Source organism: Paraburkholderia kirstenboschensis, assembly GCF_032806925.1.
Taxonomy (GTDB): Bacteria; Pseudomonadota; Gammaproteobacteria; order Burkholderiales; family Burkholderiaceae; genus Paraburkholderia; species Paraburkholderia kirstenboschensis.
This window is the reverse complement of the sequence record NZ_CP136513.1, coordinates 1,075,418-1,091,519: the sequence shown is the minus strand read 5'-3', so window position 1 is coordinate 1,091,519 and position 16,102 is coordinate 1,075,418. Positions and strand designations below refer to the sequence as shown.

Below are 16,102 nucleotides of genomic sequence, written 5' to 3'. Positions count from 1 at the left end.
AAGGTTCAGTGACTCCATTGTGAAAACAACCATTCTGACCACACGATAAACGAAAAAGCCGTTCACGTCGCCATGAACGGCTTTTTGCAGTACCCGAAGCCGATCAGTTCGAACCCGCGACTTTGGGCGCGTCTTCGTAGATCAGTAAGGGCTTGCCGTCGCCGTCAATCACATTGTCGTCGATGATGACCTTGCTCACGCCTTTCATTTGCGGCAGGTCGTACATCACGTCAAGCAACGCCTGTTCCAGGATGGAGCGCAGCCCGCGCGCACCCGTCTTGCGACGAATCGCCTTACGCGCCACAGCCTGCAGCGCAGCCGGGCGAATTTCGAGCTCGACGCGTTCCATGTTGAACAGTTTGTGGTACTGCTTCACCAGCGCATTCTTCGGTTCGACGAGGATTTTCATCAACGCCGCTTCGTCGAGCTTGCCGAGCGTGGCCACCACCGGCAGACGGCCGATCAGTTCCGGAATCAGACCGAACTTGATCAGATCTTCCGGTTCCACTTCGCGCAGCACTTCGCCGGCGTCGCGGTCCTGCTTGCTCTTCACGCTTGCGCCAAAGCCGATTCCGGTCTTTTCAGTACGATCGACGATGACTTTTTCAAGGCCGTCGAACGCGCCACCGCAGATGAACAGAATGTTCGTGGTGTCGACCTGAATGAAGTCCTGATTCGGATGCTTACGGCCGCCTTGCGGGGGCACCGACGCCATCGTGCCTTCAACCAGCTTGAGCAGCGCCTGCTGCACGCCCTCGCCCGACACGTCGCGGGTGATGGACGGGTTGTCCGACTTCCGGCTGATCTTGTCGATTTCGTCGATATAGACAATGCCGCGCTGGGCCTTGTCGACTTCGTAATTGCAGTTTTGCAGCAGCTTCTGAATGATGTTCTCGACGTCTTCGCCCACATAACCCGCCTCAGTCAGCGTGGTTGCGTCTGCAATGACAAAGGGAACGTTCAGAAGACGCGCGAGCGTTTGCGCGAGCAAGGTCTTGCCCGAACCGGTCGGGCCGATCAGCAGGATGTTGCTTTTGGACAGCTCGATCTCATCCTTTTTGTCGAGATGCTTCAGGCGCTTGTAGTGGTTGTACACCGCAACCGCGAGAATTTTCTTCGCGCGTTCCTGACCGATCACATACTGGTCAAGAATTTCACGGATTTCCTGCGGACTCGGCAGATCGGACTTGGACAAGCCCGCCTCGATACCCGCGCCTGCTGCTTCATCGCGAATGATTTCGTTGCACAGGTCGATACATTCATCGCAGATGAACACCGACGGGCCCGCAATCAGTTTCTTAACCTCATGCTGGCTCTTGCCGCAAAACGAGCAATACAACAGCTTTTCGCTGTTAGAACCTTTCTTGTCCGCCATAGATGTGTGAGCCTCCGGACACTCGATTACATGATACGCCGTTTGCCCCCGCCTCGCAGTTGGGCGCGGCCGGGCTGAGCAAGGTGACGGCGTTTGCCGCAGGCGCTCGGACGAGTCTTGATTATTTCACAACCGATCAGACGCGGGATTTGCCCCGATTTAGCGCAAACCCGCACCCGATCAAGGGCGCTTGTGGGCTACCTGATCGACCAGACCGTAGGCTTGCGCGTCGTCGCCGGACATGAAGTTGTCACGGTCGGTGTCGCGTGCAATACGCTCGACGGGTTGGCCGGTGTGGTGCGCCAGCAGATGATTGAGCCGCTCCTTCAGGTACAGGATTTCGCGCGCCTGAATTTCGATGTCCGACGCCTGACCGCGGGCGCCACCCAACGGCTGGTGGATCATGACGCGCGAATTCGGCAGCGCGAAGCGCTTGCCCTTCGCGCCTGCTGCGAGCAGGAACGCGCCCATGCTCGCGGCCAGTCCCATGCACAGCGTGGAAACGTCCGGCTTGATGAACTGCATCGTATCGTAAATCGCCATGCCGGCCGACACGGAGCCGCCCGGGCTGTTGATATAGAAATAGATGTCCTTGTCGGGATTCTCGCTTTCCAGAAACAGCATTTGCGCGACCACCAGGTTGGCCGTCTGGTCGTTCACCTCGCCCACCAGGAACACAATGCGTTCCTTCAGCAGACGCGAGTAGATGTCATACGAGCGCTCGCCCCGGCCGCTCGTTTCCACGACGATCGGCACCAGTCCGAGCGCCTGCGCTTCGAGATCCCGGGACGACTGGGAGGTCAACGTGTCCAGCATTTGGGCGCGAAAGGTCATGCAATGGATCCTTGTCTGGAAATATTCTAAATATTAGATGCTAGACAGGTGTGGTCGACCAGCCCGTATTCAAGTGCACACAAACTGCACAAAAACAGCACAAAAAAACGGCGTGCGGGCCGTCACTCCGACAGCCGGCACGCCGTTGCAGCGACGCTTATGCTTGCGCCGTTGCGCTTGCCAGTTCTTCGAAGCTCACTTCCTTGTCCGTCACCTTGGCCTTGCTCAGCACGAATTCGACGACGTTGGCTTCAACGACGTACGCTTCCATTTCAGCAAGACGTTGCTGGTTCGAATAATACCAGCGGACGACTTCCTTCGGGTCTTCGTAGCTTTTCGCGAACTCGTCGACTTCTGCGCGGATCTGCTCCGGCTTAGCCTGCAGGTTGTTCGCCTTCACCAGCTCGGCCAGCACCAGGCCCAGCTTGACGCGGCGCTCGGCCTGTTCCTTGAACATAGCGGCAGGAATCGGCGCATCTTTAGCGTTCGGCACGCCACGTTGCTCCAGATCCTGACGCGCCATTGCGACGAGACGCTCCTGGTCCTGCTCGATCAGCGCGTTCGGCACGTCGAGCTCCGAGATCTTCAGGAGCGCGTCCATCACCTGATTCTTGACGATGGATTGCGTGCGGCGCTTCGCTTCACGCTCCAGATTGTCTTTGATCTCCGCGCGCATCTTGGTCAGGTCGCCGTCTTCAATGCCGAGCGACTTCGCGAATTCCGCGTCGATTTCCGGCAGGTGCGGCCACTCGATCTTCTTCATCGTGATCGTGAATTGTGCCGTCTTGCCGGCCACATCCTTGCCGTGATAATCGGCCGGGAACGCCAGATCGAATTCCTTCGTTTCGCCGACTTTCAGGCCAGTAGCTGCCTTTTCGAATTCCGGCAGCATGCGGCCTTCGCCCAGCACGAACGCGAAGTCTTCAGCGCTGCCGCCCTCGAACACTTCACCGTCGATCTTGCCGACGAAGTCGACCGACACGCGATCGCCTTCCTTGGCCGCCGTGTCACCGCCGCCGTCGCCGTGCTCGCCGGCTTCGCCGCGAGCGTGGAAATGCACGCGCTGCTTGCGCAGGATTTCAAGCGTGCGGTCGATTTCCGCTTCGCTGATGGTCGTCGTGGTGCGCTCGATTTCAGCCGTGGCGACGTCGCCCAGCTTCACTTCCGGATAGACCTCGAAGGTCGCGTCGAAGGCGTAATCGCCCTCATTAGCGTCGGCCTTCGGCGCGAAGCTCGGCTGGCCTGCGACGCGCAGGTTTTCGGCGCGGCTGATGTCGAAGAATTCCTTGCCGACCTTGTCGCTCAGCACTTCAGCTTCCACCTGGCCCGAATACTGTTGCGTCACCATCTTGAGCGGCACCTTGCCCGGGCGGAAACCCGGCATGCGCACGTTCTTCGCGAGTTGACGGATACGCGAGTCCACTTCCTTCTGCACGGCGTCCTTCGGCAGGGAAATCGTTACGCGGCGTTCGAGCTTGCCGAGGTTTTCAACAACGTTAGCCATGGCTTCAATCGTCCTAAAATTATTCGAGCGAATTCAGTTATCTTCTCCGTGCCGCATTTGCGCGCCTGCGCCGCGGGCTTGCAGGCCACCGGCAGCACGGTTGAGTCCAAAGAGCCGAATATTTTAGCAAACTATTTGCGCGGCTAACCGGGATTCGATGGTTGCGCGCATTTTTATCGGCATCCGGAGCCCTTTCGGGCGCTTTTTGAAGCGGTTTCGCGCTTCTCGCACGACGCAGCCGGCGCGAGAGCCCGGCATTGTGGCGCCACACATCACCACGCATGACGATGCCGGCTATGCCGATCGGGATATTCAGTCGGCGCGGCCATGCTGATAAGCTAGCGAACGCGCTCGGGGCTGCGCTGCGTCCGCTAAAGCGCTCGCCTCGCCAGCGGCTTTCCCGCCCGGCAATACTCCAACCATTCAGAGACACCATGCCCAATTCGCCGTCCTCGCCTGTCGTCGTCATTGCCCCGGATTCGTTCAAAGGTTCGCTCGGTGCCGAACAGGTCGCGCAGGCGATCGCGTCGGGGGTGCGGCGCGCCCGCCCGGACGCCGAGGTACGAATCTGCCCAATGGCGGACGGCGGCGAAGGCACGCTCGACGCCATGCTGACGAGCGGCGGCGAGCGCCGCAAGCTGACCGTGCGCGGCGCGGCTGGCCCGGTGCGCGAAGCGCTGACAGGCGTGCTCGCCGACGGCAGCGCGATCGTGGAAACCGCGGAGATCGTCGGCATTACGGACCCTGTTGGAATGGGCGTGCCTGTTCAGGCGCGCAACACGCGTGGCATGGGCGAAGCAATCAGCGCGCTGCTCGACGCAGGCGTGCGGCGGTTTTTCGTCGCGCTCGGCGGCAGCAGCACGAACGACGGCGGCGCGGGCCTGCTCGCGGGTCTCGGCCTGAAACTATTCGACGCCCAGGACCGGGAACTCGAACCGACGCCCGAGCAACTGGCTCGCGTTGCACGGGTCGACGTTTCACAACTCGACTCGCGGCTCGAACACACACAGTTCATCGGCATGTCCGATGTCGACAATCCGCTTACCGGCGAGCATGGGGCGACAGCGGTTTTCGGCCCGCAAAAAGGCGTCGAGCCGGAGCAGGTCGCCACCATCGACGCCGCCCTCGCCCGCTACGCCGATCTGCTCGAAGCAGCGCTCGGCCGCACGGCCCGCGACCTTCCCGGCGCGGGTGCCGCAGGAGGACTCGGCTTCGCGTTGCACATGCTCGGCGCGCAGTTCGAGCCAGGCGCGGAAACGGTCGCGCGGCAGATCGGCCTCGACGCGGCACTGCAGGGCGCGAACTGGCTGATCACCGGCGAAGGACGCTCGGACGTGCAAACGCTGCACGGCAAGGCGCCCTTCATCGCGTGCCGTCATGCGCAGGCTGCGGGTGTGCCGGCCACGCTGCTATCAGGCGCCGTGGACTCCGCAGCACTGCCACGTCTTGCCGAATATTTCAGTGGTTGCTTCTCGCCGGCCCCTGGGCCGATCACGCTTGAATTCGCGATTCGCGACGCTGCACGTCTCCTGGCGGATGAGGCCGAACAACTGACGCGTTTGAAGTACGGCGCGCGTTGACCCGGCGGCATGGTTGCGGCAACAATCACAGCGCCACAACCGCGTCACTCATCACGGGAAGACCATGAAGGACTCCGCCAAAGCCGGCTTGGAACAGCTCCTCACATATCGTCTGCATGTACTCAACAAGCTCGCGGAGCGTGGTATCAGCGAGCGTTACCAGGACAAGCTCGGCGTGACGTTGCCGGAGGCTCGCGTGATCGCGTCGGTGGGGTCGTTTGGACCGTTCTCGATCATGGAACTCGCGAGGCATGCCAATCTCGACAAGAGCCAGGCGAGTCGCGCCGCCGAGGCTTTGATCAGACAGGGGCTCGTCAAACGCGAAGCCAGTGCGGAAGATGGCCGCGTGGTGCTCGTGTCGCTCACGCCCGAGGGCCGCGCGTTGTATCGCAGGGTCATGCCGATTGCGCGAAAGTGGAACGGCGACCTGTTCGACTGCCTCGACGAGAAACAGAAGCTCGCGCTTGGCGAAGCGCTCGATAAAGTCATCGAAATGATGACTGCGCCTGACGCGTAAGCCACGAGTCAAAAGCGGCCACGCGCACTGCGCGAGTTTCACGGCGCAGAGGTGTCGCTCGCAGTGGGTTTACTTCGCGCCAGGTTGCGCGGTGGAATCAGCCATGGGTTATTTGCGCACGCTCTGCGCTTTAAACCAACCATTAGTTGCATGCGCTCCTGACGTCTAACCAACCATGAGTTCCATACGTTCCTGACGTCGAACGAACCATGAGTTCCATACGTTCCTGACGTCGAACGAACCATGAGTTGCATGCGCTCCAGGCACCAAACCAACCATGGGCTCCACACGTCCCTGGCGTCAAACGCACCACGAGTTGTGCACTTCTCGACCCTCGAACCCAGCCACGAGCCGCGCGCGTCGCTGACTATTCGAACGCCGCAATTCACTCGTTGCCATCGGGCTTATGCCCGGCTTGCGTCGTGCCAGCCACACCACCGGTCATTGAATTGGCTGCATTCTGAGCAGAAGCGCTCGCTGCGTGGCCTGTGTCCGTTGCCGCGGCAGACGTACCCGCAAAACCACTCGCCGTACTTCCCGGCACCGCTGCCGCGGCATCACCGGCCGGCATCTTGTGCGATACGCTGCGAGCAAGGCGCCAGGCTATGGCCGCAAGCGCTCCGACGGCGAGAACCAGAGCGGCCCACAGCACATAGCGACGGTATGCATCGGCACTCGCCGCCGACGGCGCATTCGCATTCTGCGCGAGCAACACAGGTTCGCCGACGCGCGCCGTGGCCACCACCGACGAAGCTCCCATCAGCAGTTCGTCGCGCCCGAGCGCCGTCGATACCGCCGCAGCATTGCCCACGCCGAGCGTAAAAGGCGCCGCGCCGCGCGCGACGAAAGTCAGCGTCGCGGGGCGCCAACCCGCCGCGATAGTCAATGCTCCGCTTCCCAGCCCGCCGTTGCGCGTGTCGACGACCACGCGCCAGTGACGGTCCGTGTCGGGCGTCAACTGCAGCGAAGGATTGTCCTGTTCGACATCGCCGTTATGCAAACGGAAGAGCGTCGCGCTCGACACCTCGTGCCACGCCGCGCCGAGCGCGCCGCGTGAGTACACGACGGCTGGCGCGACCGTATTCGGCTGCGGCAAACGGAGCCGCAAGCGGTCGATCGGATAAGGTCCGCCAGTTGAGAAAAAATACTCGCCGGCCTTGGGTCCCGCCTGCGCCAGGATGTTCTCGCGCCATTCACGCTGCTTGTCCGCGAGTTGCGCGCCGCCGGAGCCGGCCGCCTGCACTTCCACGTTCATCGATTCGAGGTACGGCGCGCCGTCGAGCCAGTGCAAGCGCAAATAACGCGCGTGCGCGCCGCTCAGCTCTATCCGGTCCTGGCTCAGCGTGCTGCCGTTGTAGCTGACCTTGAGCAATTGCGCGTCGCCGGCGGGCTGCCAGTTACGCAAGTCGTCGCTCGACTCCACCGACACACGCCCCTGGTAGTTATCGTTACGAAGATGAACCACCAGCGCGCTCGCGCGGCCCTCGTGCGAGGCCTCTCCCGCGTCGATCAGATCCGTGTCGTGCTGGGCGCGGCCCGGCGGCGCAGCGGTGGCACGCAGCGAGCCGTCGGCCGCGATCGTCACGCCGAGCGGCGCGCCAGTCTGGCCCGCCGGCACCGGGCGCAACGGAAACCATCGCGCGGGGCGCAAAGTCGGCGGCGTGCGTGCCGGCTCGCGCGGTCCCTCGAGCGAATACGGCACGGGCTCGCCCGCGCCGTTGAACACGCGCACGTCGCCGAGATCGTTGCGCTGACTTGCGGCGTAGACGGCGGCCGGCAGCGTGACGCTGTAATAGGCAGCGCCCTCTTCGAGCTGGAGCGCAAAGTGCCGCGCGAAATCTTCAGCGCAGGCAGGCGCCGCGGCCCACGCGGACACGATCGCGACGCACCAGGCCGTCACCTTCAGAAAATGCTTCATTGTTCAGTTTCCCCGACCACCAGCTTGGGCGGCAACGGCGAGAAGTAGCCGATCAGCAGCAACATCAGGCCGATGCCGATAAACGATACGATCCGCTCGATACCGGTCACGTGCGACAGGTCGAACAGGAACAGTTTGACGACAGTCGCGGCGAGCAATGCGCCGCCGATGAACCAGACGACACGGCTTGCCCGCCGCGTGGCCCAGATCATCGTCGCGAGTGCGCATAGCGTCCAGAATACCGATACCGACGCCTGCACGAGCATCGACTGCGACATCTCGACGAACTCGTATGGAACCGCGGTCCAATGGTGCAGCGTGCGCAGCAGCATCGCGTTCAACCAGACAAAGCCGGTTGCCCCGGCCAACACCTGCAAAGGCAACCGGTAGTCGCCGAGCGGCACGCCGAGACGACGAACGCGCACCAGCCACAGCGCGGCCAACGCGAAGACCACGGCCTGCACCAGATCGAGCGGATTGAGCAACGGCAGACGCGCCCACGCGCCGCCGTCCTGCGTCAGATTCGCGTAGAACGTCCAAAGCCACATCACGAGCACTAGCGGCGTGGAAGCAATCGCGCACACCCGCACGATGCTGTCACGCCTCGCGAGCCACAAACCCGCGAAGGCGAACGCGCTCCAGCCGACCAGAAACACCTGCTGCAACGCGAACGACGCGAGCACCGCGGCAATATCGTACGCCGCGTCGAAATGATGGTGCAATGTACGCAGCAGCAATGCATTGAACCACAGGAACAATGTCGCGAACACCGCGTAATCGAAAGCACGCGGATGCCACTGCACGCCCAATGCGCGTAGCCGGCGCAACCATATTGCACAGGCGACAAACGCGAGTATCTGAGCCACGTCGAGCGGGTTGAAGACCGGCAGCCAGAAGAGCGGCGCCGCGCTGCCGTCGCTCGTGACACTCGCTATGCTCCACGCCCACAGCAACGCGGCGAGCGGCGCGGCAGCCCACACCTGATACGCCCGCGGGAACCGTGCGACAGGCCAGCGCAAACGGTGCCCTGCGCCCGCCACCACCAGCAGCAGCGAGCCGAAGCCGTACGCCCACGCGCTCCAGCTCCATGCGCCTTCGGGCACGTAGGCGCGCAATGCCCAGTAGCCTTCGAGGGCGGCGAGCGCGCCCGACGTCCAGAACATCAGTGTGTGCAGCGGCGCGAGAACGCGATCGCCGACCTCGCGCTGTTGACGCCACAGCAGCGCGTAGACGCAGACTGCGGTCAGCATGCAAACCAGCCAGCCATAACCGCTCACCGGCTTCAGATCCAGCGTGAAGAGGCCGACGGTCAGCGCGGCGAGCACGGGCACGAGAGCAAGCGCCGGCCATTCGGCGAGCGGCCACCGCAGCTTGCGACGCAAACCGTGCGCGAGCCACGCGGTGAGGACGGCGAACAGAGCGATGAGCGCAGAGCAGACACGCTCACGATCGGCCGGCACAAACAGGCGCAGGTACGTCTCGATTTCATCGAGGCCGCCGCCCACCCACCACAGCAAACCCCACAGACTGGCGACGATCCCGATCTGCGGCGTCCATGCATGCCACTCGCGCGCCTCGCTGCGGCCGTGCAAGCGCCATCCGGTGAAGATGCCGGCGAGCGCGATCAGCACGCTCGCCAGATAAGCGCCGTTCAGCACGAGTAATGTCGGCGCATGGTTGAACGGCGCGAGGGTGCCGACGACGAATGCGCCAGCCGCGGCCAGTTGCATCAGCAAGCCGAAAGCAAATGCGACGAGACGCCGTTGCCGCACCGCAAGCCACGTGAGCGCGGCGCCTTCGATGGCCCACGTCGCGCTCGTCGTCGGTCCCGTGAACGCGAGCGGTACGGCGAGCGTGGCGAAGATCACCGCGAGCGCGAACATCGAGTCGAACAGCATGCCGAGGCGCCCGCGGCGCGGCGCAAGCCAGCCCGCGATTGCCAGGTAAAAGGCGGCAAGCGCGACAGCGCTCCATGCGAGCCCGAACTCGGTGCCCTTCAGCAACGCCGTTTGGAGGCCGATTGCAACGAGCGGCGTGCCGAACACGAGCGTACCGTCGACATAGTGCCTGACCGTCAACTCGCGACGAACCGCGTAGAGCAACGCGATACCGACATACATGACGAAGAAGAGGATCAGGAAGGGCTCGGTGGTGGCCAGCAATTCCGGGCGATAGGCAGTTGCGCCCCACGCCGCGCCGATCGAAAACGTGAAAAGGAAGCCAAGAAGATTCAGCGGACGCCATGCCTTGAACCACGCAATTGCAAAGATGCCCGCATTGAGCAACGCGTAGTAGCTAAAGAGCATGACATGACTGCCGCCACCCGTGGACAGCAGGAGCGGCGCGAGAAAACCGCCCGCGCTGCCCATGAACGCGAGCGACGGCGCGTTCTGCCGTACCGCGAGAAACGCGCTGAGCGTGCACGTTGCGACCATCAGCGGCAAGGCAGCGGCGGCGGGCAGCAGATGATAAAGCCGTGTCGCGGCGAACACCGTCAGATACAGCGCGCCGACGCCGCCGCCCTGCAGCACGAGCCCATACGCGCCCCGACTATCGCCGATGCGCCAGCCGAGCACGAGCAAGGCGGTCGCCGCGAGTGCGACGCCGGCGAGGCGGAATTCGATCGGCAGCAGACTGTTGTCGGCGGCGTATTTGAGCAGAAACGCAATGCCGAAAAAAAGCACGACGATGCCGACGCGCACCACCGTATTGCCGCCGAAAAGCCAGTCCCGGCCCGCTTTGAAAAGACGCTCGACGACACCTGGGCCGCGCGGAGGAACCGGTGGAGTTTGGACATGCGAGCTATCGGCGGTGTCGGCTCGCGCCGACGCGACGGCTGGCGCCAGCGGCGAGGTGTGCGCGTGCTGTTCGACTGACGCAGTAGCATTCACATCGACCGATGGGTGCTCAAGCGGGTGCTCAACCGCTGCTCTTGCCGTGAGCTTCACGGCCTCTTGCGGCGCGATTGGGTAGCGATGTTTTGCAGCGCCACGCGAGGCCTCGACGGGCGTCGCGGCGTCGCTTTGTGGTTGCGCTTGCAGCTCGTTCTGGACCGGCGCAATTTCCGTACTTTCGCGCAGTTGCCGGATTTCGGCACGGAGCGACATGACCTCGCGTTCCAGTCTTTCGACGCGCCCCGCCAGGTCGCCGGGCACGTCGGGCGCATCCATTGTCATGGGCAACGGAACTGACTGTTGCCCGGCATGCGCGGAGTTCTTTTTCCGCAGGCGGGCGAGCGCGATACCCGCCACCGCGCCGAACAATGCGCCGTAGCCGACCGGCAGATCGTTCGACAACGAGGCCAGCATGCCGACCACAGCGCCCAGCACGGCAAATATCACGCTCATCGCATCCCTCTTTTATTGTCTTCTGCGGCGATATCCGTACGGTGCAAGGCTCGGTCCGAACGGATTGATTCGCGAATACTGCATTGGCAAACCAGCGAAAATCGGCGCGCAGAATAACATGTACAGCGAGGTTTTCAACCGGCTATCGGCTTCGACTTGATAACGAGCCGCATTGAAGCCAAGTGAACTGAATTCCGGCATCTTCCGCCCGACATTTGCTGAAATTTCCGCGGCGATTATGTGATTCACAAGCGCCGATAAATCGACGTGGTCAACCTGGCAAATCAAAGCCGGCAGGGACGGTCATTCCACGCCGCACATCTGCAGGTCATTCGCGCAGGAGCACGCCAAGCGATTATCCGCTCGCCAGATTCCGGCAACTGCGTCGCTGTCTTCGCGGCAATGTACCAACCGTGTCAAAATTCGGGATCCGCCGCCGCGCCCCGGTTATCGGTCGCATTCAGTCGATGACCTGCGCGGCGCGCAAGTCAATCGTTCAATCTATTCAGGAATGTTTTAGTGGATATCAACAAACAGATCGCGGCGCTCACCGCGTCGGAACTCCAGACGGCCGGCGCGAGCCAGGCGACGGCAATTGCAGTCAGCGTGCTGCTGCGCCATCTGCGCTCGCCGGAACTGGCGAAGCTGTTGTCGTCGGCATTCGAAAACCATCAGGCGGTCATGCTGCAAACACCGTGGCCCGATCAGATGCTGCAGGCGTTCGAATCGACTCGACGTTTTCTCGAAGGCGCCGCGCAAGCCGACCTGCCGGGCACGCAGGCACCGCCGGAAACGCCGGTCGCCTGAGCGCGCTCGAACAAGCGGCCCGAAAACGAAAAACCCCGCCAGTCCAATGACTTGACGGGGTTTTGCGCTACAGATAAGTGGTGCGAGGGAGGGGACTCGAACCCCTACACCCTTGCGGGCGTCAGGACCTAAACCTGGTGCGTCTACCAATTTCGCCACCCTCGCAGCCGGACAAGCGTTGTGCGTCTTGCCCGATGTCCTGCACGCTTCGCGCGGCGCCCGAATGAGCGCGCCCAAAAGCGTAAGCGCGAGATTCTAACGCATTGATTCGCGCTTGTCTGCAACTGCCGCGCATCTGTCCTTACGCCGCCGATGCTACAATTTTCGGCTTCATGCACGCTTGCCGTGCTCTCTTCGCCTGCCCTTCCCCACATTCCAGCCCGTGAATTTCGACGAATATTGCCAGCAAAAAGCGGCGCCGCCAGGATCAAGCACTTACTACGCACTCCGGCAAGCTCCCGCAGCCAGTCAGCCGCGCTTGACCGCGCTGTTCGCACTGCGCCGCGAGTTCGAAGAAACGGTCAAGGAAGTCAGCGATCCCGCTATTGGCCGCACCAAGCTCGCATGGTGGCAGAACGAACTGGCCGCGCTAGCTGCGGGCACGCCCACGCACCCGGTTTCGAAGGCGCTCGCGGCCTCGCTGCCCGACGCGAGGGCCGAATACCCTGCGCTGCAGGCACTGTTGAGCGGCTTTGAGATGGATCTCGACCAGGCGCGCTACCTCGACTATCCGAACTTGCGGCGCTATGTTCAAGCGGTAGGCGGGACCTTCGCCGCGCTAGTGGCGCGCGCCGCGAGCACGGAAGCCCCCGCCGACGGGTCACAAGGGCCGGGTTGGTCGGCGCCGTTAGGCGAAGCACTGCTGCTCGCACAGCTCGTGGTCGAAACGGGCAACGATGCGCGCCACGGCCGCATCTACATCCCTATTGACGAAATGCAGCGCTTCAATCTGACAGCGGCGGACCTGATCAATCGAAAATATAGCGACGCATTCACCGAGCTCATGCGCTTTCAGACGAAGCGCGCTCGCGATGCCTTGCAAACGGCGTTCGTCGCTGTGCCGGCCAGCGAGCGCCGCTCGCAGCGCGCGTTGCTCGCGCAAGGAGCGCTCGCTTCCGCTTTGCTGGATGAGATCGAGCGCGACGGCTACCACGTGCTGCATCAACGTATCGCGTTGACGCCGATCCGCAAGCTGTGGATCGCCTGGCGCGCGAAGTGAGTGCCGCCGCCGCGCGCCATTTGCGGGCCGCGTCGTGCGGCGTCCGGGTTGGCGTCGAGCGCGCCGGCCGTCAAGCGCGAAGCAAAGGCAGCGGCGCAAACTGCTGCCGTAAAATCGCCGCGGCATCGAGCCCCCACCACCTCGCAAGTACAGTCGCGTAAAGCCGGCGGAAGTCAACGGCGACCGGCAAGTTGCCATGGCCGTCGAGCCGTCCAAGCTCAGGCGGCGCACCGTGCAAGCCCCCGAGCACACGTCCGCCCATCATGAAATGCGGCGCCGACGTGCCGTGATCCGTACCGTTGCTGTCGTTTTCTCGCGGATGCCGCCCGAACTCGCCGTAAGTCATGACGAGCGTGTCGTTCCAACGGCCCAGTTCGATCAGCGCCGATCTCATCGCTGTCAGGCCTTCGGCAAGCTGCTTCAACAACGAGCGGTGCCTGTACGGCTGGTTGCGATGCGTGTCGAAGCCGTTTAGCGTCAGGCGAATCGCCGCGACGCCGCCGCTTTTGCCCGCTTCAGCGCGCGGCATATAGTCGGCGTGGAGCATGTGCATTGCTGTTTCGATCGACGCGCCGAACGCGCTGCAAGGAAAACTGGTCGTCAGTTGCGGCGCGCGTGGCATTGGCTTGGTCCGCCCGCCATCGTATGTCATGGTTTTTGGGGTGCCAGGCGGTTGCGTGGGATTCAGGAGTGCTCGCGTACGAGTGCCATTCGCGAGCGGTCCCATTTCAGCATTGCCAATGACCACACCGTCCACGCCGAACCCTGCGGGCAACGGGGCGCTTCTGAATGCGCGAGTGAGCCAGCCGTCGCGCAGATACTCATCGGCGTGCGAAGCCGTGTCCCATATCTCCCCTGAGCGGAAATGCGAGAGATTGGGCTGCGCGTAGCCGACGCCCTGGATGATCGCCAGTTGCCGGCTTTGCCAAAGCGGCATCAACGGTTCCAGCGACGGATGCAGCGCCGTGCGGCCGTCGAGCTGGATTACGTGCTCGCGCTTGATGCCGATTTTCTTGCGAAGCCGATAGTACGCAGGATCGGCAAACGGGATCACGGTGTTCAGGCCGTCGTTGCCGCCTTTCAACTCGACGAGGATCAGCAGGTTGCCGAACCCGGCACGCAGCGCGGGAAGCTGCATTGCGGTATGCGCCGCCGGCTGCGCGCGAACCGCACGAGGCAGCCAGAGAGTCGCGCCGGCGGCGGCGCTCATCGAGAGAAAGCTGCGTCGTTTCATGATGTACTCGCGTCGGTGACTTCTTCCGTTGCAGGCTCGGTTTTTCAGGCGATAAGTCGGGCCGGCCTGCAATGCGCAAGTGCGCGCTCTGCGGTCGAGGGCTATGCATGTACGAAGCCTACGCGCGTTGCTGCCGTGACGCATCTTGCGCGATCGCGCCGCGCATTGGTCGGTGCGTCCGCCGCGCATTCGCATGCCGCGGATGCTTTCGCATGCACAGTGCTATGCACGATCAATTACGCGAATGAACTACGGCTGCATACGCCTGCTCCTCACATAACGTGTGAGCGCAGCGGGCGACACGTGAAGTGCTGGATAGAAACAGGAAGCGCGCGGAAAGCGCAGAACGAAAGCTCAAGAGCGTCAGGACAGCGACAAAGATCAACACCGCATGAAGCAACGCATCAAGCAACGCATGAAGCAACGCAACCAGGGCAATCACAGCAGACAACGCAAGCAAAGCGCCTACCGCTTGTAAAGCTCGCGCACAGCGTCTTCGATATGCTGTCTCAACAAACGACGTTCGTCCGGCGTCATATGTCCGTCACGGCGGCGTTGATCGAGATCGGGGGGAACTGCGGTACGCAACATTGCGTCTGATGCAGGACGCTCGACGCTGGAACTGTGGCGGCTTGCCCTTGAGTTGCCTGCCTTGGGGGCGCGCTCGCTCGCAGCTCTGTCGGCGGAAGGCTGGGCGTGGGCGAGCGTTGGTCCCAATGTGCCTGCGAGCGTACCGGCAACCGCCAGTGCAATCACGCTCAGGCGCACATTCGGCCAGACCCCTCCCTTCATGTTGTTCCCTTCGTGGCGCGGCAACCGGCTACCTCAAATGCGTATGACAAACCCGGTAACGAGCCGGGCGCGTGGGTTTTAGTCGAGTGAAGTATCCACCGAACAGCCGCATTCAGTAAAGGAGTCTAACTGCCACCGCTTTACGTCGTGCCACAGTGCGGGTAAATTTTGTAACTGACTGTAACTCGATAAATGATGCAAACGCGCACCACTTTCTAATCGCGCTAAGATGCCGACCATGGAAACCAAAAACCCTTCGAAAATCCTCGTCGTCGATGACGATCCGCGCCTGCGCGATCTGCTGCGCCGTTACCTCGGCGAGCAAGGCTTCAATGTCTATGTAGCCGAGAACGCGCCGTCAATGAACAAGCTCTGGGTGCGTGAGCGGTTCGATCTGCTGGTGCTCGACCTCATGCTGCCTGGCGAGGACGGCCTGTCCATCTGCCGGCGCCTGCGCGGCAGCAACGACCGTACGCCAATCATCATGCTGACGGCCAAGGGAGAAGACGTCGACCGTATCGTTGGGCTTGAAATGGGCGCGGACGACTACTTGCCGAAGCCCTTCAATCCGCGCGAACTGGTCGCGCGCATTCACGCGGTGTTGCGCCGTCAGTCGCCGTCGGAGCTGCCGGGCGCGCCGTCGGAAACGACCGAAGTCTTCGAGTTCGGCGAGTTCGCGCTGAATCTCGCCACCCGCACGCTCACCAAGGCCGGCCAGGAAATTCCGCTGACCACGGGCGAGTTCTCCGTGCTCAAGGTGTTCGCGCGTCATCCGCGCCAGCCGCTGTCGCGTGAAAAGCTGATGGAACTGGCTCGCGGCCGCGAGTACGAAGTGTTCGACCGCAGCCTCGACGTGCAGATTTCCCGTCTGCGCAAGCTGATTGAACCGGATCCGGGCAGCCCGCGCTTCATCCAGACCGTTTGGGGTCTTGGCTACGTGTTCATTCCCGACGGCGCAGCCTGAGTTTGTTCACG

General features: G+C 62.6%; 12 protein-coding genes and 1 tRNA gene. 5 read left to right on the top strand and 8 right to left on the bottom strand.

The window, feature by feature from the left end; genetic code table 11:
• Window positions 1-103 precede the first annotated feature (103 nt).
• The 3 genes from clpX to tig form a co-directional block, all read right to left on the bottom strand.
• Window positions 104-1,375: an ATP-dependent Clp protease ATP-binding subunit ClpX gene (gene clpX / locus RW095_RS27655; protein WP_006048928.1), complete on the bottom strand. Its 1,272-nt coding sequence runs from the start codon at window positions 1,373-1,375 to the stop codon at window positions 104-106.
• Between the two features lie 180 nt (window positions 1,376-1,555).
• Window positions 1,556-2,209 carry an ATP-dependent Clp endopeptidase proteolytic subunit ClpP gene (clpP, locus tag RW095_RS27650; protein WP_006048927.1) on the bottom strand — a complete coding sequence of 218 codons (654 nt, stop codon included), beginning with the start codon at window positions 2,207-2,209 and terminating at the stop codon, window positions 1,556-1,558.
• Between the two features lie 157 nt (window positions 2,210-2,366).
• Window positions 2,367-3,713 carry a trigger factor gene (gene tig / locus RW095_RS27645; protein WP_317021973.1) on the bottom strand — a complete coding sequence of 449 codons (1,347 nt, stop codon included), beginning with the start codon at window positions 3,711-3,713 and terminating at the stop codon, window positions 2,367-2,369.
• 434 nt (window positions 3,714-4,147) lie between these two features.
• Between tig and RW095_RS27640 the strand changes: the two genes are divergently transcribed.
• Together RW095_RS27640 and RW095_RS27635 are read left to right on the top strand one after the other, a co-directional pair.
• Window positions 4,148-5,293, top strand: coding sequence for a glycerate kinase (locus tag RW095_RS27640; RefSeq protein WP_317021972.1), 1,146 nt, complete (start codon window positions 4,148-4,150; stop codon window positions 5,291-5,293).
• A gap of 64 nt (window positions 5,294-5,357) precedes the next feature.
• Window positions 5,358-5,810: a MarR family winged helix-turn-helix transcriptional regulator gene (locus tag RW095_RS27635; RefSeq protein WP_317021971.1), complete on the top strand. Its 453-nt coding sequence runs from the start codon at window positions 5,358-5,360 to the stop codon at window positions 5,808-5,810.
• Between the two features lie 385 nt (window positions 5,811-6,195).
• Here RW095_RS27635 and RW095_RS27630 read toward each other — a convergent pair whose 3' ends face one another.
• Window positions 6,196-7,728: a DUF3999 domain-containing protein gene (locus RW095_RS27630; protein ID WP_317021970.1), complete on the bottom strand. Its 1,533-nt coding sequence runs from the start codon at window positions 7,726-7,728 to the stop codon at window positions 6,196-6,198.
• Window positions 7,725-11,075, bottom strand: a complete 3,351-nt coding sequence (locus tag RW095_RS27625) for a DUF2339 domain-containing protein (protein ID WP_317021969.1) — start codon at window positions 11,073-11,075, stop codon at window positions 7,725-7,727. The genes RW095_RS27630 and RW095_RS27625 overlap by 4 nt, the downstream gene beginning before the upstream one ends.
• A gap of 519 nt (window positions 11,076-11,594) precedes the next feature.
• Between RW095_RS27625 and RW095_RS27620 the strand changes: the two genes are divergently transcribed.
• Window positions 11,595-11,882 (top strand): hypothetical protein, encoded by a 288-nt coding sequence (locus tag RW095_RS27620; RefSeq protein ID WP_128589766.1) that lies wholly within the window; start codon window positions 11,595-11,597, stop codon window positions 11,880-11,882.
• Window positions 11,883-11,960: 78 nt separating this feature from the next.
• On the opposite strand, the gene RW095_RS27615 is transcribed toward RW095_RS27620, so the two are convergent.
• Window positions 11,961-12,047, bottom strand: a tRNA-Leu gene (locus RW095_RS27615).
• Window positions 12,048-12,264: 217 nt separating this feature from the next.
• Here RW095_RS27615 and RW095_RS27610 point away from each other — a divergent pair.
• The gene (locus RW095_RS27610) at window positions 12,265-13,101 is read left to right on the top strand and encodes a squalene/phytoene synthase family protein (protein ID WP_317021968.1); all 837 of its coding nucleotides are present in this window, start codon (window positions 12,265-12,267) and stop codon (window positions 13,099-13,101) included.
• A gap of 70 nt (window positions 13,102-13,171) precedes the next feature.
• Here RW095_RS27610 and RW095_RS27605 read toward each other — a convergent pair whose 3' ends face one another.
• Window positions 13,172-14,335, bottom strand: a complete 1,164-nt coding sequence (locus RW095_RS27605; protein ID WP_317021967.1) for a DUF1501 domain-containing protein — start codon at window positions 14,333-14,335, stop codon at window positions 13,172-13,174.
• A gap of 465 nt (window positions 14,336-14,800) precedes the next feature.
• Window positions 14,801-15,127: a hypothetical protein gene (locus RW095_RS27600; RefSeq protein ID WP_317021966.1), complete on the bottom strand. Its 327-nt coding sequence runs from the start codon at window positions 15,125-15,127 to the stop codon at window positions 14,801-14,803.
• A gap of 229 nt (window positions 15,128-15,356) precedes the next feature.
• On the opposite strand from RW095_RS27600, the gene ompR reads away from it, so the two are divergent.
• A complete protein-coding gene (ompR, locus tag RW095_RS27595; protein WP_006048917.1) occupies window positions 15,357-16,091 on the top strand; it encodes an osmolarity response regulator transcription factor OmpR in 735 nt (244 codons plus the stop codon).
• The last annotated feature ends 11 nt before the right edge of the window (window positions 16,092-16,102 follow it).

Bases quoted from the DNA above. Each gene is read 5' to 3' on its own strand.
- clpX (WP_006048928.1), bottom strand. From the start codon at position 1,375: ATGGCGGACAAGAAAGGTTCTAACAGCGAAAAGCTGTTGTATTGCTCG.
- clpP (WP_006048927.1), bottom strand. From the start codon at position 2,209: ATGACCTTTCGCGCCCAAATGCTGGACACGTTGACCTCCCAGTCGTCC.
- tig (WP_317021973.1), bottom strand. From the start codon at position 3,713: ATGGCTAACGTTGTTGAAAACCTCGGCAAGCTCGAACGCCGCGTAACG.
- RW095_RS27640 (WP_317021972.1), top strand. From the start codon at position 4,148: ATGCCCAATTCGCCGTCCTCGCCTGTCGTCGTCATTGCCCCGGATTCG.
- RW095_RS27635 (WP_317021971.1), top strand. From the start codon at position 5,358: ATGAAGGACTCCGCCAAAGCCGGCTTGGAACAGCTCCTCACATATCGT.
- RW095_RS27630 (WP_317021970.1), bottom strand. From the start codon at position 7,728: ATGAAGCATTTTCTGAAGGTGACGGCCTGGTGCGTCGCGATCGTGTCC.
- RW095_RS27625 (WP_317021969.1), bottom strand. From the start codon at position 11,075: ATGAGCGTGATATTTGCCGTGCTGGGCGCTGTGGTCGGCATGCTGGCC.
- RW095_RS27605 (WP_317021967.1), bottom strand. From the start codon at position 14,335: ATGAAACGACGCAGCTTTCTCTCGATGAGCGCCGCCGCCGGCGCGACT.
- RW095_RS27600 (WP_317021966.1), bottom strand. From the start codon at position 15,127: ATGAAGGGAGGGGTCTGGCCGAATGTGCGCCTGAGCGTGATTGCACTG.
- ompR (WP_006048917.1), top strand. From the start codon at position 15,357: ATGCCGACCATGGAAACCAAAAACCCTTCGAAAATCCTCGTCGTCGAT.